The 20,359-nt window shown below is 68.2% G+C and carries 19 protein-coding genes; 10 read left to right on the forward strand and 9 right to left on the reverse strand.

The window, feature by feature from the left end:
• Nucleotides 1–3: 3 nt before the first annotated feature.
• Nucleotides 4–891 (reverse strand): alpha/beta fold hydrolase, encoded by an 888-nt coding sequence (locus QHF85_RS18640; protein ID WP_281328565.1) that lies wholly within the window; start codon nt 889–891, stop codon nt 4–6.
• A 46-nt stretch (nt 892–937) separates the two neighbouring features.
• Between QHF85_RS18640 and QHF85_RS18645 the strand changes: the two genes are divergently transcribed.
• The 4 genes from QHF85_RS18645 to QHF85_RS18660 all read left to right on the forward strand — a co-directional run bounded on the left by QHF85_RS18645 (nt 938) and on the right by QHF85_RS18660 (nt 5,683).
• Nucleotides 938–2,131, forward strand: coding sequence for a mechanosensitive ion channel family protein (locus QHF85_RS18645; RefSeq protein WP_281328566.1), 1,194 nt, complete (start codon nt 938–940; stop codon nt 2,129–2,131).
• Nucleotides 2,132–2,191: 60 nt separating this feature from the next.
• The gene (locus QHF85_RS18650; RefSeq protein ID WP_281328567.1) at nt 2,192–2,605 is read left to right on the forward strand and encodes a hypothetical protein; all 414 of its coding nucleotides are present in this window, start codon (nt 2,192–2,194) and stop codon (nt 2,603–2,605) included.
• Between the two features lie 127 nt (nt 2,606–2,732).
• A complete protein-coding gene (locus QHF85_RS18655) occupies nt 2,733–4,634 on the forward strand; it encodes a M20/M25/M40 family metallo-hydrolase (protein WP_281328568.1) in 1,902 nt (633 codons plus the stop codon).
• Nucleotides 4,631–5,683, forward strand: coding sequence for an SUMF1/EgtB/PvdO family nonheme iron enzyme (locus tag QHF85_RS18660; protein WP_281328569.1), 1,053 nt, complete (start codon nt 4,631–4,633; stop codon nt 5,681–5,683). The genes QHF85_RS18655 and QHF85_RS18660 overlap by 4 nt, the downstream gene beginning before the upstream one ends.
• A gap of 15 nt (nt 5,684–5,698) precedes the next feature.
• Here the strand turns inward: QHF85_RS18660 and QHF85_RS18665 are convergent, their stop codons facing one another.
• Nucleotides 5,699–6,631 carry a hypothetical protein gene (locus tag QHF85_RS18665; protein WP_281328570.1) on the reverse strand — a complete coding sequence of 311 codons (933 nt, stop codon included), beginning with the start codon at nt 6,629–6,631 and terminating at the stop codon, nt 5,699–5,701.
• Nucleotides 6,632–6,895: 264 nt separating this feature from the next.
• Between QHF85_RS18665 and QHF85_RS18670 the strand changes: the two genes are divergently transcribed.
• Entirely contained in the window at nt 6,896–7,330 is a 435-nt protein-coding gene (locus QHF85_RS18670) for a hypothetical protein (RefSeq protein ID WP_281328571.1), read from the forward strand.
• 7 nt (nt 7,331–7,337) lie between these two features.
• Here QHF85_RS18670 and QHF85_RS18675 read toward each other — a convergent pair whose 3' ends face one another.
• A complete protein-coding gene (locus QHF85_RS18675) occupies nt 7,338–8,360 on the reverse strand; it encodes a fatty acid desaturase (protein WP_281328572.1) in 1,023 nt (340 codons plus the stop codon).
• 74 nt (nt 8,361–8,434) lie between these two features.
• On the opposite strand from QHF85_RS18675, the gene fumC reads away from it, so the two are divergent.
• Nucleotides 8,435–9,832: a class II fumarate hydratase gene (gene fumC / locus QHF85_RS18680; protein WP_281328573.1), complete on the forward strand. Its 1,398-nt coding sequence runs from the start codon at nt 8,435–8,437 to the stop codon at nt 9,830–9,832.
• 32 nt (nt 9,833–9,864) lie between these two features.
• Entirely contained in the window at nt 9,865–10,554 is a 690-nt protein-coding gene (locus QHF85_RS18685; protein WP_281328574.1) for an ROK family protein, read from the forward strand.
• Nucleotides 10,555–10,627: 73 nt separating this feature from the next.
• Here QHF85_RS18685 and QHF85_RS18690 read toward each other — a convergent pair whose 3' ends face one another.
• Nucleotides 10,628–11,089 carry a hypothetical protein gene (locus tag QHF85_RS18690; protein WP_281328575.1) on the reverse strand — a complete coding sequence of 154 codons (462 nt, stop codon included), beginning with the start codon at nt 11,087–11,089 and terminating at the stop codon, nt 10,628–10,630.
• Between the two features lie 270 nt (nt 11,090–11,359).
• Nucleotides 11,360–13,201 carry a hypothetical protein gene (locus tag QHF85_RS18695; RefSeq protein WP_281328576.1) on the reverse strand — a complete coding sequence of 614 codons (1,842 nt, stop codon included), beginning with the start codon at nt 13,199–13,201 and terminating at the stop codon, nt 11,360–11,362.
• Nucleotides 13,202–13,312: 111 nt separating this feature from the next.
• Between QHF85_RS18695 and pip the strand changes: the two genes are divergently transcribed.
• Both pip and QHF85_RS18705 read left to right on the forward strand, forming a co-directional pair.
• A complete protein-coding gene (gene pip, locus QHF85_RS18700; RefSeq protein ID WP_281328577.1) occupies nt 13,313–14,284 on the forward strand; it encodes a prolyl aminopeptidase in 972 nt (323 codons plus the stop codon).
• 52 nt (nt 14,285–14,336) lie between these two features.
• The gene (locus tag QHF85_RS18705) at nt 14,337–15,053 is read left to right on the forward strand and encodes a protein phosphatase 2C domain-containing protein (RefSeq protein WP_281328578.1); all 717 of its coding nucleotides are present in this window, start codon (nt 14,337–14,339) and stop codon (nt 15,051–15,053) included.
• Nucleotides 15,054–15,059: 6 nt separating this feature from the next.
• Here QHF85_RS18705 and QHF85_RS18710 read toward each other — a convergent pair whose 3' ends face one another.
• From QHF85_RS18710 to sucC, 4 genes are all read right to left on the reverse strand, one after another.
• Nucleotides 15,060–15,680 (reverse strand): DUF4360 domain-containing protein, encoded by a 621-nt coding sequence (locus QHF85_RS18710; protein WP_281328579.1) that lies wholly within the window; start codon nt 15,678–15,680, stop codon nt 15,060–15,062.
• A 74-nt stretch (nt 15,681–15,754) separates the two neighbouring features.
• Complete coding sequence (locus tag QHF85_RS18715; protein ID WP_281328580.1) at nt 15,755–16,792, reverse strand: alpha/beta hydrolase; 1,038 nt, start codon at nt 16,790–16,792, stop codon at nt 15,755–15,757.
• Nucleotides 16,793–17,101: 309 nt separating this feature from the next.
• The gene (gene sucD / locus QHF85_RS18720; protein ID WP_281328581.1) at nt 17,102–17,974 is read right to left on the reverse strand and encodes a succinate--CoA ligase subunit alpha; all 873 of its coding nucleotides are present in this window, start codon (nt 17,972–17,974) and stop codon (nt 17,102–17,104) included.
• A gap of 40 nt (nt 17,975–18,014) precedes the next feature.
• Complete coding sequence (gene sucC, locus QHF85_RS18725) at nt 18,015–19,208, reverse strand: ADP-forming succinate--CoA ligase subunit beta (protein ID WP_281328582.1); 1,194 nt, start codon at nt 19,206–19,208, stop codon at nt 18,015–18,017.
• Between the two features lie 142 nt (nt 19,209–19,350).
• Between sucC and QHF85_RS18730 the strand changes: the two genes are divergently transcribed.
• The gene (locus QHF85_RS18730) at nt 19,351–20,286 is read left to right on the forward strand and encodes an SUMF1/EgtB/PvdO family nonheme iron enzyme (RefSeq protein ID WP_281328583.1); all 936 of its coding nucleotides are present in this window, start codon (nt 19,351–19,353) and stop codon (nt 20,284–20,286) included.
• The last annotated feature ends 73 nt before the right edge of the window (nt 20,287–20,359 follow it).

A 20,359-nucleotide genomic window follows, 5' to 3' on the forward strand; every position in this document is an offset into this window, starting at 1 on the left:
GCTTCAGGCGATCGCCGTCGCCCATTCCGCAATTTCCCGCCAGACGGGGAGCGCGCGCGGGTCGGTGACGAGCCCCATGTGATCCGGCGCCCGGCCTTCGTGCTCGGCGTGCGTGACGATCCGCAGCGTTTTGTTCGTGCTGCCGATGCGCGAGAAGAAACGCGTCACGGAGGCGGGGTGCGCGAGGAGTTTGTCGCCCTCGCTCGCCACGGCGAAGACCGGGCACGTGACGCGGGTGAGCGCCTCGGCGTAATCGTACCGGTCGTCGACGCTGGCGTATCGATCGGAGGACCACACCTTCCAGAACTGGCGGATGTACGGCAAGGGGACGGCGTCCGAGCCGATACGAAAAGGTTTGGGGTCGAAGTGACCGACGGCCTCGGCCACGGCGAGCCAGGTCCGGAGGGTGGCCGCCTTCGCGGCGCGCCGCGCGAAGCTCGGTTCGTCCGAAGGGAACCAGAAATTGCCGGCGATCGAGGCGACGGCGTCGGGGGCCTTGTCGGGAAAAACGCCTGCCGAGGCGAGCGCGGCGTGCGCGCCGAGGCTGTGGCCGACGACGATCACGGGTTTGCCCGGGAACAGGGAGCGCGTGAGCGCGACGAGCGCGGGGACGTCGTAGAGGATGTAATCGTCGTACGTGTAGCGCGCGCCTTCGCGCGCCGAGGGGCCGCTCTCGCCGTGGCCGCGGAGGTCCATGGAAACGACCGAGAGCCCGGCCGCGGCGAGCGTCGAGGCGAGGCCCGCGCCGCGCGGTTTGTCCATGCTCCTGCGGCTCGCCATCATCGCGTGCAAGAGCAGCGCAACCGCGGGCCTGGAGCCTTCGGCGAGGATCTCTCCGCGCAGGTGCCAGCCGTCGTCGGTCCGGGCGGAGACGGGCCCGATTGCGATCATGGGGACGAGGCTACCATGCGACGGATCCTTCGCTACAGTGCGCGTCATGCTGGACGAACCGCCGATCACCCTGTTCGCCGCGCAGCCCGGCGTGACGCCGGGATGGGTGATCCGCAACCTTCCCGCCTGGTCTTACACGAAGTCGGTCTACGGCGTGGCGGTGTGGCAGTGGGTCGCGCTGCCGCTCGCGTTCGTGTTGTCGATGCTCACGGGCGCCCTCCTGTCTGCGATTTTCGTGCGCCTCACGTCGCCGATCGCCCGGCGCACCGAGACGAAGTGGGACGACGAGCTGCTCGTCGCGCTCCGAGGACCCGCGACGCTCTTCCTCGGGACGACGGCGTTCTGGTCCGTGGAGCCGGCGATCGCGCTGCGCCGCGCGGCGAGTGATGTCGTGGGCCGGGGCGTGGACGCGCTGCTCGTCGCGAGCCTGCTCTGGGGCCTCTTCGGCCTGCTCGACGTGCTCGCCCACCGCGTGGGGGCGCGCATCGCGAAGGCGGGCGACGCGAAGGATCGCGGCGGAGCGCTCTCGCTCGTGGCGATCTCCACGAAGGCCGCGAAGGTCTTGCTCGTGATCTTCGGGTTCATCCTGGTGCTCGGGCAGCTCGGGCTCAACGTGACGGGGATCATCGCGGGCCTCGGGATCGGCGGTATCGCCGTCGCGCTCGCGAGCCAGAAGACGCTGGAGAACCTGTTCGGCTCGTTCACGATCGGCGTGGACCGGCCGCTGCACATCGGCGATTTCGTGAAGGTCGACGATCTCGTGGGGACCGTGGAGCAGATTGGCCTGCGCTCGACGCGGATCCGGACGCTCGACCGGACGCTCGTGACGATGCCGAACGGGCGGCTCTCGGACATGCGGATCGAGAACTACAGCGCCCGCGACCGGCTGCGCCTGCACGCGAGGATCGGGCTCGTGTATTCGACGAGCCCGGGCGCGGTGCGGCGGATCGTGGACGAGATGCGCGGCTTTCTCGCCGAGCGGCCCGGGATTTACCCCGACGCGATCAACGTCAACTTCATCGGCCTCGGCGAGTCGGCGCTCATGATCGAGGTGATGGTGTGGCTCGACTCCCGCGAGTGGACCGAGTTCCTCACGTGGCGGGAGGAGATCCTGTTCGGGTTGATGGAGATCGTCGAGAAAAACGGCTCGGCGTTCGCCTTTCCGACGCAGACGGTGCACGTGGCGTCGTATCCGTCCCCTGCGCAGCCGGGCCCCGTCGAAAAGAGGCCCGAGCGGTGAGGCTTTACAGCGCGACCGATCTGAAGGATACGTGACAAAAGTCCGAGACGAGGAGGCCCCGTGGCAAGCTGGCGAGACGAGCTCATCGAGGCAGCGAAGACCAAGGCGGAGCGCGACGCCGAGGAGCAGGAACGGCATCGAAAGCGCGTCCAAGAGGCGCTCCATACGGCCGAGAACGCCCTGTCACTGGGCGCCGACGCGCTGCGCTTCACCCGTGATCGGCTGCGAGACAAGGGGCAATCGCCCGCGCTCACCGAGCAGGCAGACGACTTCAAGCTCAAGCTCGGCGATTTCAGCCTGCGCGTGGAGCTCGCTCGGGACGCGGCCGTCGTGCGCGTGACGTTCGGCGACGGCAAGCCGCGCGAGTTCGACTTCGCCAAGGACCGGCACATCGCGCCCGCCGACGTCGAGGAGTACATCGGACGGCGCGCCGTCGAGCTCGTGCGCACGGCCCAGAAGTCTGCGCCCTGGTGATCACGCGCTGCTGATCACGCGCCCCAGCGCATGCTGGTGATCGCGCGCGTGTTTTAACGCTTGGGGGCTCCGCTCGGACAAGCCGAGCTCTGCCCCCAAACCCCAGTTCATGGTAGAGGCGTTGGCCGTGAAGCCGACCTCCTTGCGCCTTCGTGGGCGCCTCGCGATCCACGCGTCCCTCCTCGCCCTGCTCGCCGCCTGTGGCCCCGCGGCCGAGCCCGTCACTCCGCCGCCGCCCGCTCCGCCCGAGCTGCCCCAAGCGGCGGCGCCGAAGGCGGAAAACCCGATCGAAAAAGGGGATCCGCGGCGGATCGAGGAGGACGTGAAGCGGCTCGCGTCGGACGATCTCGCAGGTCGCGGCACGGGTGATGCGGGCGCGCAGCAAGCGGCCGAGCTCGTGGAGAAGCGCTTCCGCGAGCTCGGGCTGGAGGCGTTTGGAGACGCGGAGGGAAGCAGCAAGAGCTTCAAGCAGAAGTTCTCCGCGCGCGTCGGCGCGAAGGTGGAAGCGCCGACGGTCTCGCTCGCGAAGAAGGGGCAGAAGGCGGCGAAGTCGCCGGCGGCGGCCGACGTGATCACGGCGGAAGGCGCGCAGACGGGCGAGGCGAAGGGCGAGGTCGTGTTCGTCGGGCACGGCGTGACGGCGCCCGCGGCGTCGTGGGACGACTACGCCGGCAAGGAGATCGCCGGGAAGGTGGCGCTCATCGTGGACGGCGCGCCGAAGCCCGAGTCGGGCGGGAAAAACGCCGAGGCGCTGCGCGACTTCAAGAGCGTGCGGTACAAGCTGCGCACGGCCCGCGAGCACAAGGCCGTCGGGGCGATCGTGGTGGCCGCGGGCGAGGAGCTGCCGGCCGCGCCGGAGAACGCGAGCGGGATGGGCATCCCAGCCGTGGTGATCAAGCGGAGCGCGGCAAAGGCGCTGTTCCCGGAGATCAAATGGGACGACGCGGCGGTCGCGTCGCCGAAGGCCGCGGCGTCGCCGAAGGCGCTCGCGGGCACGGAGATGAGCGTGACGACGAAGATCGAGCCGACGTTTGCGGACGCGTGGAACGTGGTCGCGCGGCTTCCTGCCCGCGCGGGTTCGAAGACGGCCGAGGAGTACGTCGTGGTCGGCGCGCACTACGATCACCTCGGCAGGGGCGGCACGTCGCACTCGCGCGCGCCTGGCTCGCGCGAGATTCACCACGGCGCGGACGACAATGCCTCGGGGACGGCGCTCTTGCTCGACGTGGCGCGGCGCTTCTCGAAGCTCGCCGAGAAGCCCGCGCGGAGCATCGTGTTCATCGCGTTTGGCGCGGAGGAGCTCGGCACGCTGGGATCGCGGCACTGGGTGGAGCATCCGCCGATGCCGATCGGCTCGGTGACGGCGATGATCAACGCGGACATGGTCGGTCGGATGCGTGACCGGACGCTGGTCGTCGACGGCACGGGGACGGCGGCGGCGTGGCCGGAGCTCGTCAACGCGGCGAACACGGGGCTCTCGCTCACGCTGAAGCTCGGCGCCGAGGGCTTCGGCGCGAGTGATCACGCCTCGTTCACGGCGGCGCGCGTGCCCGTCGCGTTCCTGTTCACGGGCGTGCACGACGACTACCACAAGCCGAGTGACACGGCCGACAAGATCGATGTGGGCGGCATCGACCTCGCCGCGACGCTCGCCGCGCGGCTCACGCAGTCGGTCGCGGACCGGCCGGAGCGGCTCGCGTTCGTCGAGGCGCCGGCGGCGCAGGATCCGCACAAGGGTGGCGGCGGCGGCGGCGCGCGAGGCTTCCGCGTGTCGCTGGGCTCGATCCCGGACTACGCGTGGCAGGGCAAGGGCGTGAAGCTCACGGGCGTGCGTCCGGACGCACCCGCGGCGCGCGCGGGCCTGCAGGCGGGGGACATCATCGTGAAGCTCGACAAGCACGAGATCACGAACGTGCACGACTACACGTTCGCGCTCGGCGATCTGGAGCCGGGTCGCGAGATCACGGTCGAGGTCGAGCGCGACGGCAAGCGCGTGGCGCTGAAGCTCATCCCCGCCCCCGGCCGATGAGCGAACAGCACACGACCCCGTCGAGGCTGGGCCTCGGCTTTCTGTTTTGCGTCGCGCTCGCCACGTCAGCGACGGCGCCCGCGTGCTCGGGTGGCGGCTCCACGCCTCCCGCGCCCGATGCGTCGGCGGACGCAGCGATCGAAGCCGCGGAGGCGCGCGCAGAGCTCGACGCCGCGCTCGCCGATGCGGCGCTGGATGCGGAAGCGGACGCGGATGCGGCGGCGGACGCGGACGCGGATGCAGACGCGGCGGCGGACGCGGCGGCTGCTGCTGCTGCGTTGCCTGGGACCAGCGAGGGTTGTCCGGGCGACATGGTGCTCGTGGCCGGCGAGTATTGCCCGCTCGTGCAGCAGAGGTGCACGGAGCACCACGACGAATTCGAGAAGGACCAGGCGAAGAAGAAAAAAGCTTCCGAGCAGGGCGATGGCTCCGGGCCGAGCACGGTGAGCGAGCGCTGCATGCGGTACGAGGAGCCGTCGGTGTGCCTTTCGAAGAAGCGCACGCCGATGCGGTTCTGCATGGACCGCTATGAATGGCCGAACGAGAAAGGCGAGCTGCCGGCGCTCCTGGTCTCGTGGGGCGACGCGCAGAAGCTCTGCGAGGCGAAGGGAAAGCGGCTCTGCTCGGAGGCCGAGTTCAACTTCGCCTGCGAGGGCGAGGCGATGCTGCCGTACACGTACGGCTACGAGCGCGACCCCACGGCGTGCAACATCGACAAACCCTATCGAAAACGCGAAAAAAAGCTGTTCAAGTACGAGCGATGCCTGAAGCGCCCGGAGTGCAAGGCGGAGCTCGAGAAGCTCGACCAGCGCTTGCCGACGGGATCGATGCCGCGCTGCGTGTCGCCGTTCGGGGTGTACGACTTGAACGGCAACATCAACGAATGGGTGGTGCGGCCGAAGCAGAAATACCCGAACCGGAGCGGCCTGAAAGGCGGCTGGTGGGGCCCGGTGCGCGGCCGTTGCCGGCCGACGGTGGGGTTCCACAAGGAAGACGATTACGGCTACGAGGAAGGGTTCCGCTGCTGCAAGGAGGCGGAGGGGACGTGAGGCGGCGGACGGGCGTCAATGCCCGTTCGTCGCGGCGAGCCAGGCGGCGAGGTCTTCGGGGGAGAGATCGAGGACGACATCGCCGAGCCGCTCGGCGCCTTGCTGAAGGAGCCGCTCGGCCAGCGTCGCGCGCTCGGTCGAGGTGAGCGGCCGGCGGAGGCGGCGTTCGAACAGGTGGGCGAGTGGGGCGAGGCCCTCCAGCCGGCCCTCTTCCCGGCCCTTCTGCCGACCGTCCTCCAAACCTTCCTTGTAAATCCAGTTCTGCATCACGAGCTCCCTGGGTAACATCGTTCTTACCACACTTCGCAGATCGCGGCCTCGCTGATCCGCCTCCGCGAGGACCGCCATGGCCACGCCGAGCTCCTCGAATGCCTCGGGCGGTACTTGCGCCCGGAGATCCGCCATCACCTCGCGAATGCGGGGTTCGTCCGCGTCCACGGCGAGCGGCGCGAAGATGAGCCAGAAGGGGCCGCGCGCCGCGAGCTCGGCGACGGTCCGCTGATACACGGGCTCGATGCGGAAATGCACCCCGGAAAACGGAGCATCCGGGGGCGAGAGGCGATACGAGCCGTGCAGTGGCCAGGGCTCCGCTCGGCCGCCGAGGAGCACGATCACGCTCTCGATCGGCGGTACGAGCTGCGAGCCCGCGCGGCTCTCGGCCGCCACCGCGAGCGCCATCAGCGTTTGGTACTCGTAGCTCCGGAACGGCATGTTCGCAGGCATGTCGCCCTGCCATTCGAGGTGAATCAGCCTCCGCTCGCCCTTCACCTCGACGTCGAGCGTGCGGTCGAGCTCGCGATGGCGCGACGCGACCTGCGTTTCGAGCACGGTTGCCGAGAGCGGGCCCTCGACGCCAAGCAATCCCCGCGCGAGGTCCTCGGGAAAACGGTGCGAGACGTGGCGGAGGATCAGGTCGACGCTGTCGTTCTCTTCCACGGAATCGGTCATCGAACCTCCTTCCTGGACGGCTGCACAACGATTACGTCGGTCCGACGGTTCGGTCAAGAAAAACGTTTGTCGAAAAATGCGCGTCGCGGCTGCTGATTTCGGAAATGAAAATGCGCCTCGACACAGCGCGCCGCGCCGCCGGCCTCCTCCGTCCCCGGCACAGCCCGGCGGGCACGATCCCCGTCTTTTGACCCACCGCGTCGAGCACGCCCCCGCCTCTCGTTAACGTTTTCCACCGGCCCTCGTCTCCGCTAGGCTGCGGGCATGGGGCTTGGACATCGTGGGCGGCACGGCTTCCGCGGCGGGCTCGGGCTCGCAGCGGTGCTCTTCTTCGCGGCGTGTGGCGGGAGCCAGTCCGACGGTTCGCCCCCGACCGTCGAGGGCGGCAACGCGTACGCACCCGCGCCCGGTCAAGGCGCCGTCGCCGGGCAGCAGGCGCCTTATGGCACCGCGCCCCAAGGTCAGGTCACCGGATATGGGCAGACGCCCACCGCGCCGACAGGCACGGCCACGCCCCCGCCGAGCCCGCTCTCTCCCTTGTGCACCGAGGCTACCGCGATCGTGTGCGGCGGTCATCGGTGCAATGCGCAGGCCGGACGGTGCGCGATGCCGTGTGGCTCGGCGCAGGATTGCAATCCGGGGTTCTCGTGTCTGGGGGCGGGCGGGCCGACGGCGATCTGCGTGCCCGGGGGCCCGTGAAGGACGGTCAGGCCGCGCCGGGCTGAATGCCCTGCACGGCGAGCATCTTCTCGCGCTCTTTTTGCTTGTCGAGGCCCTCGTACTTCGCCTCGAGCTTGGCGACGTCGAGCTTCAGGATCCGGCCCCAGAGCATGAACGTCGGGCCGAGGACCGACGTGTAACATTCGGCCTTCACGCGCTCGTCGTAATGGGGATACGCGGCGTGGTGGAAGCTCTTCAGGTTGTAGAACGGGATCCCCGGGTACTTGTGGTGCTCGTTGTGGTACGTGACGTTGTTCCACAAGAAATTGAGGAAATCGCTCTTCGTCCCGTACGTGCGTGAGCTGTAGGCGTCGTCGTCCGTCGCCGGCATCTCGAAATGCTCGATCATCGACGTGATGCTCGCCAGCATCGCCCCGAAGACGAAGGGCAGGGCGAAGCAGAAGAACCACACCTGGAAAGGCATTTTCCAGGCCGCGAGGCCCACGAGCGAGAAGTACCCGAGCGTCTCCAGGTGCGTCCGTACCTGCTGCCCCAGCGTGAGCCGGTTCATGTAGAACTTCATCATCTGCCCGAGGAAATACATCGGGTACGCGAACGTGTAGACGCAGAAGAGGAAGATCTTCGCGAGCGTGGGGTTTTTCGTGTAATCGGTGACCACGACGTTGTCGACGTCGGGGTACGTGTTCGTGATCTTGTGATGGTGCAGGTGATAGTTCGCGTAGAGCGTCACCGGAAACCCCGACGGGGACCAGCACAGGAGCGCGAGCCAGTACGAGAGCGTCTTCGACCGCGTGAGGTTTCCGTGCACGGCGTCGTGCCCCGCCGCCCCGAGCCCGCGGATCAGGTTCGCGATCGTGAACGCGACCACGATGCCGATCGGGATCGCGAAGCGGTGGTGCTGCGTCGCGTAGAGGACCCACGCGAGGCCCGCCCAGAGACCATAATGCAGCGGAATCTTGAGCAGGTAGATCGGCTTGCGCTCGTAGGCCGCGCGCAAAATCTCCCGGGGTACCGCGTCCATGCCCTGTCCGGCCATCGCTCGCTCCACGTAAGAATCGTCGGGGGCGGAAGGTGGCAAAGATCCGGACAGATGACAAGCGCGGACGCTGCTAAGCCTGCGGTATGACGACGCGCATCGAGACCGACACGTTCGGACCCATCGAGGTCGAGGCCTCCCGCTACTGGGGCGCCCAGACGGAGCGATCGCTGCATCACTTCGCGATCGGCGTCGAGCGCTTCCCGAGGCCGTTCCTCCGCGCCCTCGGCGTCGTGAAGAAGGCCGCCGCCCTCACGAACGCCGAGCTCGGGCTGCTCGGGTCAGAGGCGTCGCGCTCGATCGTGGCCGCCGCCGACGAGGTGATCCAGGGCCTCCACGACGCGCACTTCCCGCTCTCGATCTGGCAGACCGGCAGCGGCACGCAGACGAACATGAACGCGAACGAGGTGATCGCGAACCGCGCCATCGAGGCGAGCGGCGGCGTGCTCGGCTCGAAGAAGCCGATCCACCCGAACGATCACGTGAACCTCGGGCAGAGCTCGAACGACGTGTTCCCGACCGCGATGCACGTCGCGATCGCCTCCGAGATCACGGCGACGCTCCTGCCGAAGCTCACGACGCTGCGCGAGACGCTCGCCGGGAAAGCCGTGGCATGCGCGGACGTCGTGAAGATCGGTCGGACGCACCTGCAAGACGCGACGCCGCTCACGCTGGGGCAGGAGATCTCGGGCTGGGTCGCGCAGCTCGATCAAGCGAAGGGGATGATCGAGCGCGCGCTCGCGCCGCTCTACGAGCTCGCGCTCGGCGGGACCGCGGTCGGGACAGGGCTCAACACGCATCCGGAGTTTTCGACGCGCGCCGTCGCGAAGATCGCCGCGCTCACGGGCCTGCCGTTCGTGCCCGCGCCGAACAAGTTCCAGGCGCTCGCCGGGCACGAGGCGATCGTGTTCGCCCACGGCGCGCTGAAGACGCTCGCCGCGAGCCTGACGAAGATCGCGAACGACGTGCGGTGGCTGTCGAGCGGACCACGCGCGGGGATCGGCGAGATCACGATCCCCGAGAACGAGCCCGGTAGCTCCATCATGCCGGGCAAGGTGAACCCGACGCAGAGCGAGGCCGTGATCATGGTCGCGGCCCTGGTGCAAGGGAACGACGTCGCCGCAGGGATCGCCGGCGCGGGCGGAAACTTCGAGCTCAACGTGATGAAGCCGCTCCTCTTGCACGTGACGCTCCAGTCGATCCGGCTGCTCGGCGACGCGATGGCCTCGTTCGAGGAGCACTGCGCGCGCGGGATCCAGCCGAACCGCGCCCGGATCACCGAGAACCTCCAGAAGAGCCTGATGCTCGTGACCGCGCTCGCGCCGCGGCTCGGCTATGACGCGGCGGCGCGTATCGCGAAGAAAGCGCACGCCGAAGGGACGACGCTGCGCGAGGCGACGCTCGCGCTCGGGCTGCTCACGGGTGAGGATTTCGACGCGATCGTGCGGCCGGAGCTCATGATCGGCCCGAACAAATCGATCTAGCCTCGGCGAGCGGGCTCTGGAACGATGGGGCCATGCGCACATTGATCGTCGACATCGGAGGGACGGGCATCAAGGCGATGGTCCTCGACGCCGAGGGAAACGCGCTCACCGAGCGGGCCCGCGTCCGCACGCCCGCGCCGGCCGATCCCGAGGCGGTGCTCGCCGCGATCGCCGAGATCGTCCGCGGACTCGGCGAATTCGATCGGGTCTCCGTCGGCTTTCCCGGCGTGGTGATGGAGGGGACGACGCGCACCGCGCCGCACCTCGACGCGGCCTGGGCCGGTTTTCCGCTCGCGAAGGAGATCGAGGGGCGCACGGGGCGGCCAGCCCGGGTGCTCAACGACGCGGGGCTGCATGGGCTCGGGGTCATCGAGGGGCGCGGGACCGAGATCCTGATCACGCTCGGCACGGGGATGGGCTTCGCGCTCTACGTGGACGGGCATTACGTGCCGAACATCGAGCTCGGGCATCACCCGTTCCGCAAGCGTCAGACGTACGAGGATCGCCTCAGCAACGACGTGCGCAAGCGCCTCGGCAAGCGCCGGTGGAACGAGCGGGTCCGCGGGGTGCTCGCCCAGATCGCCCCCATCTTCAACCACCGCAAGCTCTACCTCGGCGGCGGCAACGCGCGGTACGTGGAGGCCGAGGGGCTGCCGAGCGACGTGGTGCTCGTCGACAACGTGATGGGCATGCGCGGCGGCGTGCGGCTCTGGTCGGCCTGAAAGAAATACCGGGCGCGCGTGGCCAGGGGGATCACCACGCGCGCCCGGCGGGCGGAAGCTTTCGTTTGAGCACCTACGGTATCATCCAGGGTAGCTCGAGCTGAAAGCCCACGAGCACGCCCTGCATGCCGCGTGCCTCGGCGACCACCGTCGTGGCAGTCTCGATGGGGATGAGCTGAGCCTGGAGCGGTCCCACGTAAATGGTGGGCTGCTCGGGGCTCTGCGTGATGTACGTCCGCATGTCGGTGCCCCACAACTGCGCGGGGACGGTCACCGGTACAGCCGGTGTTATGGCACGCGGTGCGCCATACCGGGAGAGGTCCGCGAACGCCTCGAATGCCTCGAACGTATCGCGCAAGACGCGGAGGTAGCCATTCCCGAACGGAGCGGCGGGGATCAAAACCTCGCTGTTCCCCCAGGGCAGGCCGCCCGTCGGAAGTGGCGCCAGAGGCGCCTGCGCCCAGGCCAAAGCAGGCGTGCCGAGCGCGATTCCCATCGCGACGACCGCTCCCAGCACCTTCGTGCAAGCTCCCATCGCACGCTCCTCCATGGACGCACGCCGCGCGCGCGCCGGTGACCGTGGGAGGCGGCGAACCGCCCCCGAATCCAATGGCAAACACGAATATAGCGAGTGCCAGCGACAGTGAAAAGAGGGTCTCCTCACGCAGGCCGCATTTTCCAGCACGCGGTCGCGTCCCGACCCGCTCGCCCGAGGAGGGGCCCGACGTGCCTGCGGCACCTCCTCAGGCGGCTGCTTGCGCCGCCCGGACGTGACACGCAGCGGCAGAAATGAAGGGCGGAGGCGTCACTCCCAGGTGACGTCGACCGGCGTCATCGCGCCGGCGGGGTCGAAGCGCAGGGCATACACGCCCGTCACCGTCGAGAGGAGAAGGATTGCGAATCCATCGCGCGAGAAGAGCCGCAGGTCGAAGAGCGTCGAGAGCTTCTGGACCTGGCCGTCCTTGTAGAGGTCGTCGTAGAGGATCGCGTCGTCCACGCGCTCGATCTCTTCGGCCTTGGCATAACGCATGCGCACGCCGCCGCGCTCTCCCGCCGCCCATACGACGAGGAGCTTGCCGTTCACGTCGACCGCGTCGACCTTCATCTCGCGCGGGCCGAACTCGTATTGACCCTTCAGGATCTTGTCGAACGCGACGTCGTGCACGCGGCAACCGGCGGTCGTGCACTGGCTCTGGGCGATCTTCGTGGCCCAGCCTTTGTCCGGGCCGCCCGGGTAGAGACGCGTGACCACGGCCTCGGTGCCGTGGCAGGAGAGGATGCCGTCGCTGACCTTGGGCGACATCGGCGGGCTCCACTTGCCGCCGACGAGGAAGCTCATGAAATCGTTGTCGTAGCCCTTCACGCGGACGACCATCGCCTCGGTCGATCGGCAGCCGCCGATGTGCGGGGCTTCGTCCGCGCCGCCCTCGACGAGCCCGGGCTCGGGCAGCTCGCCCACGTCGGCGAACGAAGGCTCGGCCGTGCCCGCGACGCCATAAGGCGAGACGAAGAGGCGGCGCTCGTTCTCCTTGGTCACGCCGCGTAGGATGAGGTGGTCCCAGAGGATCTGCGTCGAGTAATAATAATTGCCGACCCGGAAATCAGGCTCGATCTTGGTGCGTCCGGGCGCGCCGCCGGCGGCCCTGCGCGTGAGCAGGAGGTCTTTCGTCTTCTCTTCGAAGCCGAGCGCCGCGGCCGCGCCGTCCTTCTTGGCGTACCCGCCATAGCTGTACATGGCGTCGATCTTGTCGCCGCTGTCCGCGCGGAAGATGCCGGCCCGGCCGCGCTCGCCCGCGAAGACGAGCGGCGCGGAGTCGTCGTCGGCCGTGCCCCAGAGGCGCAGGCCCTGGCCCTTCGGCAGCGAGCCCGGGAGCGATTTGCACGTGGCCTTCGCGTCCTTCGCGGCGAACGTGCAGAGAAACGGCGCCTTCTCCACGCCTTTTTCCTCGATGAGGACGCGCATCACGCCCGCCGGGTGCGCGTCCGTGTAAGCCGCACGCAAGGTGAACGCGGTGCGCGAGAGGGGCTCGGTGAGCTCGCCGAGGCGGCTGGCGTCGAGGGGACGAACGGGCTCGGGCGCGCGCGGACCCTTCTCGACGACGACGCGCTGGACGCCGGCTTTTTGCGCCTGCGCGAAGGCCGCGTCGATCGCCTCGGAGAGGTCGCCCGTGCGCGCCGTCGGCTCGCCGAGGGCCTTCGCCAGAGCTTCGGCCGCGGCGCCGAGGTCCTTGCCGCCTTCCTCGGTGCGCCCTGCGCTCTTCCAGACCTCGGCGACGGCGTGGCCGAGCGACGCGCACGCGGCGGGCCAGGGTTTGTCCACGCCCGGCGTCATCCGCTCGGCGTCGGTCATCGTCATCGCTTCGAGCTGCACGCGGCGGAAGCGCTGGCTCGCGGCCTCTTTCGCGTCGAGCTCGGCGCCGATCGTGCACGTGGCGAGCGCGCTCCACGCCTCGGAGAGCGCCTTCGTGTTCTGCGCGTCCTGATACCGAAGCAGCCCGAAGAGGCCGCCGCCGCCGAGGACGACGGCGAGCGCCCCGAACGTGAGCAACCGGCGCGAGCGCTTCTTGCGGTCTTCCACGAGCTCGTCGACGGGCTCGGGCGGCGGCGGCTCGTGATCGGCCGCGTGCGAGGAAATGGGTTCGTTCATGATGGCGCGTTCTCCCTCCCAGGGCGGGCCCAGACATACCACGCGTTCCGCTCGTCTCGGAAGATTCCCCCGATGGACAGACGGGGATCGGTCTGGCAAGCTCCCGCCGCCATGGCCGGAACCCCCATTCGCAAGACCCTGTACCCCGAAATCGAGCCCTTCCGCACCGGGCGCCTGCGCGTCTCCGACGTGCACGAGCTCTATTTCGAGGAATCCGGCAATCCCACGGGAAAACCCGTCGTCTTCTTGCACGGCGGTCCCGGCGGCGGCAGCGACCCGAAGCAGCGGCGGTTCTTCGATCCTGCCCATTACCGCATCGTCCTCTTCGACCAGCGCGGCTGCGGCAAGAGCACGCCCCACGCGTCGCTCGAGGACAACACGACCTGGCACCTCGTCGCGGACATCGAGCGATTGCGCGAGCACCTCGGGATCGAGCGCTGGCAGGTCTTCGGCGGCTCGTGGGGCTCGACGCTCGCGCTCGCGTACGCGGAGAAGCACCCCGATCGGGTCACCGAGCTCGTGCTGCGGGGGATCTTCCTCCTGCGCAAGTGGGAGATCGACTGGTTTTACCAGGAGGCCGGCGCGGGCGCGTTTTTCCCCGACGCGTGGGATCCGTACCTCGCCGCGATCCCCGAGGCGGAGCGGGGCGACCTCGTGGGCGCGTATTACCGGCGCCTGACGAGCGAGGACCCGGCCGTGCGGCAAGCCGCGGCGCGCGCGTGGAGCGTGTGGGAAGGCAGCACGAGCTTTCTCTTCCAGAACCCGGATTACATCGCGCGGTGCGCGGGCGACACGTTCGCCGACGCGTTCGCCCGTATCGAGTGCCATTACTTCGTGAACCAGGGGTTCTTCGAGCACGACGGGCAGCTCCTCACGGACGTGGGCCGCATTCGCCACATCCCGACGGTCATCGTGCAGGGGCGTTACGACGTGGTTTGTCCCGCGAAGAGCGCGTGGGACCTCCACCGCGTCTTCCCCGAGGCAAACCTTCGTATCGTGCCTGACGCGGGGCACTCCGCGTTCGAGCCTGGGATGATCCACGAGCTCGTCTCGGCGACGGACGGTTTTCGCAGCAAGAAGTGAGCGTACCCGGCGATTGACGGCGCTTCCGAGCCCTGGTTCATTGTCTCCTGCCATGAAGCGTAAGGCCCCCCGGAAAGCGCTCGCCATGACGGTCGAGACGCTCGTCACAGCGGGCGCGTCTTCCTCGGCCCCGAACGAGGACGTGCTGCTCGTGTCGGGGCACGTGTACGGCGTGTTCGACGGGGGGCGGAGCGGGGCGATCGCGAGCGAGGTGTTCGGCGATCGGACGCGCGCGCCGCTCGCGGAGCTGTGTCAGGAAGCGAATCGGCGCATCGGTGAGGCGCGGGCCCAGGATGGGGCACAGGCCGGCAGCGCGGCGGCCGTGGTGCGCGTGGCAAAAGACACGTTCGAGTGGGTGATGGTGGGCCGGAGCCGGGTCGTGGTGGTCCGGGCGGATGGCTCGTTCGAGCGCCTCGCGCCGGAGGACGAGCACGTGCTCTCCGGCGAGCCTTCGGCCGAGGCGTTCGTGCGCGCCGGGGAGCACAAGCTCGCGGGCGTGCGGCACCTGCTTCTGTTCACGGACGGGCTCGCCGCGTCCGGCGCGGACGAGGCCATGGAGGGCCTCGTGGGCCGCTTCCTCGACGGAGGTTTGACGGCGGCGCGGCAGGGGGCGCAAGAGGCGGACGTCGCCGCGGTGGCGATCTCGTTTTTGCCGCCAAACCCGGTCGCGCGGAAGCGCATCTCGAAGGTGCCGCGGCGGATCCTCACGGGGGGCGCGAAGCGCAGCTCGGGCGTGCCCTCGCGAAGGCGGCGGAGCCGGTTTCCCTGATTCCGTTCAGCGGCAGCGGGTCCAGCGCAATCGATAGGTTTGTCGGACCACGCCGTCCACGCTATCGACGGTGAGCAGGCCGCTCTTGCCGCGGGCACCGCGGTCGTCGAGGAGGGCGTCCGTCTTGATTTGCAGGTTTTTTCGGCCCGTGCAGGGGACAGCGCGGTCCGGCGCGACGGCGTCGTGTTTCTCGTAGTTGTCGTCCATTTCGCCCTGGAACACCATCTCGAAGGCGCGCTCCTCGCGGGGCAGGCCGGGGAACGAATAGGTCGAGCGGAGGATGCCGCTGAGGCCCGCTTCGAGGAAGGCATACCCGCGCACGTCGCCGCCCTCGATGGCGAAGGACCAGCCCTGCGGGAAATCGAAGAGGAGCTTCAGGTTGCAGCGCTTCTGGGCGTCGTCGCGGTCGACGCCCGGGCCGACCTCGGCGTAGAATTTGGAAAACAGGATCGTGAAGGCCTGCGCGTCCTGCGAGGCGAGGTAGGCGACCGATCCCTCGGGGCAACCGGGGCCGGAGTATTTGAGGTCGCGGATGGAGAATGCCTGCGGCGCATCGGCCCGCGCTTCGGCGGAGAATGCGGCGATCGCGGCGGTGAAGGCGAGGAGCGAGAGCGCGACATGTCTCATGGTCGTGGCCTCCCGCGGGCCTCCATGAGACGGCCGTGTTTGCTCGGCAAGCGGCCCTCAGCCGTGGCGCGCGCTCATTTCGAGCATGTCCTCATCGCAATGGCCACGGCATGGGGATCCGAGACGAGCATGTCGTGGACGGCACCGGAGCGCGTCACGACCACGAAGTGTTGGTCTTGTGGGTCGCCTGTGAGGTAGCGATAGTGAGGCCTTTCCTCGTCGACCAGGATGAAGAGGTCCTCGCTGAAGGCAAGGACGCAGGCATCGCTGCCGTGGGATGGAGCGAAGATTCCCGCGCTCACCGTGGGGCGTGCGAATTCGCCGGCGCCGAGCAGTTGCTGGCTGGCGAGGAGCGGCTCGGGGGCAATGTATCCTCGGGCGACGATTTCGGCGACACTCGGCGCACCCGGCACGAGCTTGCCCTTGCTGTTCGTGAAAAAGAGGCCCTGCCAGCTCGGAGCGGGGATGGAGATATGAGGACCCAGGATCGGGTCCATCGTGAGGAAGTTCGCGAGCACCGCCGCGCCGGTGCCATTGTCCGCGAGAGACCAAGACAACGGGTTCGGGATGGAAGGGGCGAGCAGTACGACGTCTTCGACGTCGAAGCGGGCTCGGAGGCTCGTTCCATCGGCGATCAGCTCATTCTGTGCGAGCTCGATGAGCTCCCCTCCCATGCTGTGGCCCACGAGGACGTCGGTGCGAAACCCAAGCGCCAGGAGAGCATCCAGGGAGCCTGTCAGGGTCGCAACGTAATCGTCGAGCGTGAGGGCTCCAAAGAGAATCCCCTGGGGCAACGAGCTCCCGTCATGGCCGGGCAGGTTCAGGAGCACCGCCCGGGATGCGTCGAGCTTCTGGTCCGCGAAGACGGCTTCGGCCAGCGGCCGAAAGGTATCGCCCGTATGGGCCAGGCCGTGGAGCATCACGAACGTGCGGCCTCCGTTCGGATGGTCTGGATTCACGAGCACCTGGGCATGGATGTCGGCCGTCACCCCAGGGCGGAGCTCCAGAGGGATCAAAAGGTCCTGCTCGACAGGCAGCGTTGCGAATGCGGGGAGCGCAAAAAGGAATGTCGCCGTCGAAAGCAGGCGGCTCCAGATGGCCACGGATTTCATGGACGTCCTTCCTGATCCGGCATCGCCGGAAGCAAACAGGCGTGGTCGAAGGGCCTGGCGTCATCGCAATGGCACCCGGGCACGCGAGCGCGATCGCCTCTGCTTGCCATTCGCAGGCCAGGCTTCCGTGAGCACACTGGAAGAAGAGAGCACACTGGAGGAGACCGCGACGGATACGAGCGCCGGAGGCGCCGATCTCCGTCGCGAGCGCAGGGGCCTCGACGGTCGAGACAAACCTGCGCATCCCGTCGGGGAGGCGGGAAAAACCGGAATGTGGGGGGCGGGAACGAAAGAGGGGAGGGGAGCCGATTACTTCATCAGGCTCATCAGCGTCGACGCCATGTCGGCCGGGGTCGGGGAGACCTTCACGCCGGCGTCTTCGAGCGCTTCGATCTTCTCGGCCGCCGTGCCCTTGCCGCCCGAGATGATGGCGCCCGCGTGGCCCATGCGCTTGCCAGGAGGCGCGGCGCGGCCCGCGATCAGCGCCGCCACGGGCTTCTTCATGTTCGCCTTGATCCACGCCGCGGCCTTCTGCTCCGCGCCGCCGCCGATCTCGCCGATCATGATCACGCCGTGCGTGTCCGGGTCGTCATTGAAGAGCTCGAGCACGTCGATGAAGTCCATGCCCGCGACCGGGTCGCCGCCGATGCCCACGCACGACGACTGGCCAACGCCCATCGCCGTGAGCTGTCCGACGGCCTCGTACGTGAGCGTGCCCGACTTCGACAGGACGCCGATATGCCCCTTCTTGTGGATATGCCCCGGCATGATGCCGATCTTGCATTCCCCGGGCGTGATGATGCCGGGGCAGTTCGGCCCGATGAGGCGGGTCGGTTTGCCTTCGAGGTACCGGCGCACCTTCACCATGTCGAGCACCGGAATGCCCTCCGTGATGCAGATGACGAGCCGACAGCCGGCGTCCGCGGCCTCGACGATCGCGTCGGCCGCGCCCGCGGGCGGGACGAAGATGCAGGAGACGTCGGCGCCCTCTTTCTTCACGGCGTCTTCCACCGTGTCGAACATCGGGACCTTGTCCTCGAATCGCTGGCCGCCGCGGCCGGGCGTGACGCCGGCGACGACCTTCGTGCCGTACGCGATGCAGGCGCGGGCGTGCTGCGAGCCGTACTCGCCGGTGATGCCCTGGATGACGACCCGCGTGTCCTTGTTGACGAGAATGCTCATCGCAACTGGTTCCTTTTCGTGACGAAAATCATCCCCGGCATCAGGCCGCGGCGCCCTGCTTCACGGCGGCGACGATCTTTTGCGCGCCGTCGCCCATGGAAGAAGCGCTCTCGATTTTCAGGCCGCTCTCGTCGAGGATCTTGCGACCCGCCTCGACGTTCGTGCCCTCGAGCCGCACCACGAGCGGCACCGACAAACCGAGCTCCTTCGTCGCCGCGACGATACCCGCCGCGACCACGTCGCAGCGCATGATGCCGCCGAAGATGTTGACGAAGATGCCCTTCACCTTGTCGGAGCGAAGGATCATCTGGAACGCCTTCTTCACCTGCTCCTGCGTGGCGCCGCCGCCGACGTCGAGGAAGTTCGCAGGCTTGCCGCCGTAGTTCTGGATGATGTCCATCGTGCCCATCGCGAGGCCCGCGCCGTTCACGAGGCAGCCGATGTCGCCGTCGAGCGAGACGTACGAGATGCCCACCTTCTTCGCCTCGAGCTCGACCGGATCCTCCTCGTCCGCGTCGCGCAGATCCGCCCACTCGGGGTGGCGGATCTCGGCGTTGTCGTCGAACGTCACCTTGCCGTCGAGCGCGACGATGTCGCCCTTCTTCGTGACGACGAGCGGGTTGATCTCGACGAGCGAGCAGTCCTCGGCGAGGAAACACTTGTAGAGGCCGTCGAGGAGCTTCGTGAACTGCCGCATCTGCTCCTTCGCCCCGAGCCCGAGCGCGAACGCGAGCTTGCGGGCCTGGTAGGGCGCGAGGCCGATCACGGGGTCGACGTGCAGCGTGTGGATCTTCTCGGGCGTGTCGTGGGCGACCTGCTCGATGTCCATGCCGCCTTCACGCGAGGCCATCACGGCGATGCGGCGGCGGTCGCGGTCGAGCGTGAGCGCGAGGTAGATCTCGCGGTCGATGTCGAGGCCCTGCTCGATGTAGAGCCTGCGGACCTTCTGCCCGGCGGGGCCCGTCTGCACCGTGATGAGCTGCATGCCGAGGATTTTCTCGGCGAGCGCGCGCGCGTCGGCGACGCCGCCCTTGGCGACCTTCACGCCGCCGCCTTTGCCTCGGCCACCGGCGTGGATCTGGGCTTTCACGACGACCACCGGGATCCCGGTCGCCTCGATCAGGCGCTGCGCCGCGGCCTCCGCCTCCGCCACGGAGAAGGCAGGCTCACCCTTCGGCACGGGGATCCCGTAGCGTGCGAAGATTTGCTTGGCTTGATACTCGTGGATTTTCATGCGAGGGCGGGCAAGGTATCACACGCATGAGTCCAGCATGGGATCGAATTTGAGCAGATGGACCGCGGTGGCCGTGATGTCCCTCACGGCATCGAGTTGCGGTGGTCCGACGGAGTTACCAAAAGGGGCGAACGCGACGGGCGTGCCTACCGAGACGCGGAGCGCGCCTGCGGCGGAGCTCGTTCCCGCGGCGACGCCCGCAGCGAGCGCGAGCGCGGCCACCGCGGCGCCGGCGAGCGAGGCCAAAGCGACGTCGTCGCCTTGCCCGGCGGACATGGTCTTCGTCGACACGACGTATTGCCCCGACGTCGAGCTCGAGTGCCTGAAAAAAGAGCACAACAAGCCGAACAAGATCATCATCTGCCACGAGTTCGCCGAGCAGGCGCAGAAGTGCAAGACGGAGCTCAGGCGCCAGCGATACTGCATCGACAAATACGAATATCCGAACAAAGCAGGCGCGCATCCGCCGGTCATGGTCGACTGGTACGACTCGTTGGCGATGTGCCAGGAGCAAGGCAAGCGCCTCTGCTGGGAGAGCGAGTGGGTCGCGGCCTGTGAAGGGCCGAAGAAGACGCCATTCCCTTACGGATACAAGCGCGATCCGAAAACCTGCAACATCGACAACCCCTGGTATCAGCCGGTCCTCAAGAACATTTATTCGCGCGAGGCGTGGATCCAGGAACAGGAGCTTTTTCGGCTCGATCAGAGCGTGTCGAGCGGCGAGATGCCCGGCTGCGCGAGCGGGTTCGACGTCCACGATCAAACCGGAAACGTGGACGAGTGGGTCAACGCGGAGAAGAACTACGAAAAGTCGAAGTGGGCCGGGCTGAAAGGCGGCGCCTGGGGCCACGTGCGCAACGCCTGCCGGCCCATGACCGTGAGCCATGAGCCGGAGTTCACCTATTACTTCGTCTCGTTCCGCTGCTGCGCCGACGCCGCGTCCGATGCCGCCGCCGAGGCCGATCCGACGCTCTGGCGGCCGCCGCCCCAGCCGACGCCGAAGAAGCTGCACGCGTTTTCCCGGGGATGGACGCCGAAGACGCGCGCCCCCCACCAACCCTCCGTGCCGCAGCCGTGAGGTTTTTCCGGGGTGACTAGATCCTCGCCCCTGCCCCTCGCCCGGAGGGAGAGGGGTTGGGGGGAATCGAGCA

The organism is Polyangium sp. 6x1, assembly GCF_029946515.1.
Classification (GTDB): Bacteria; Myxococcota_A; Polyangia; order Polyangiales; family Polyangiaceae; genus Polyangium.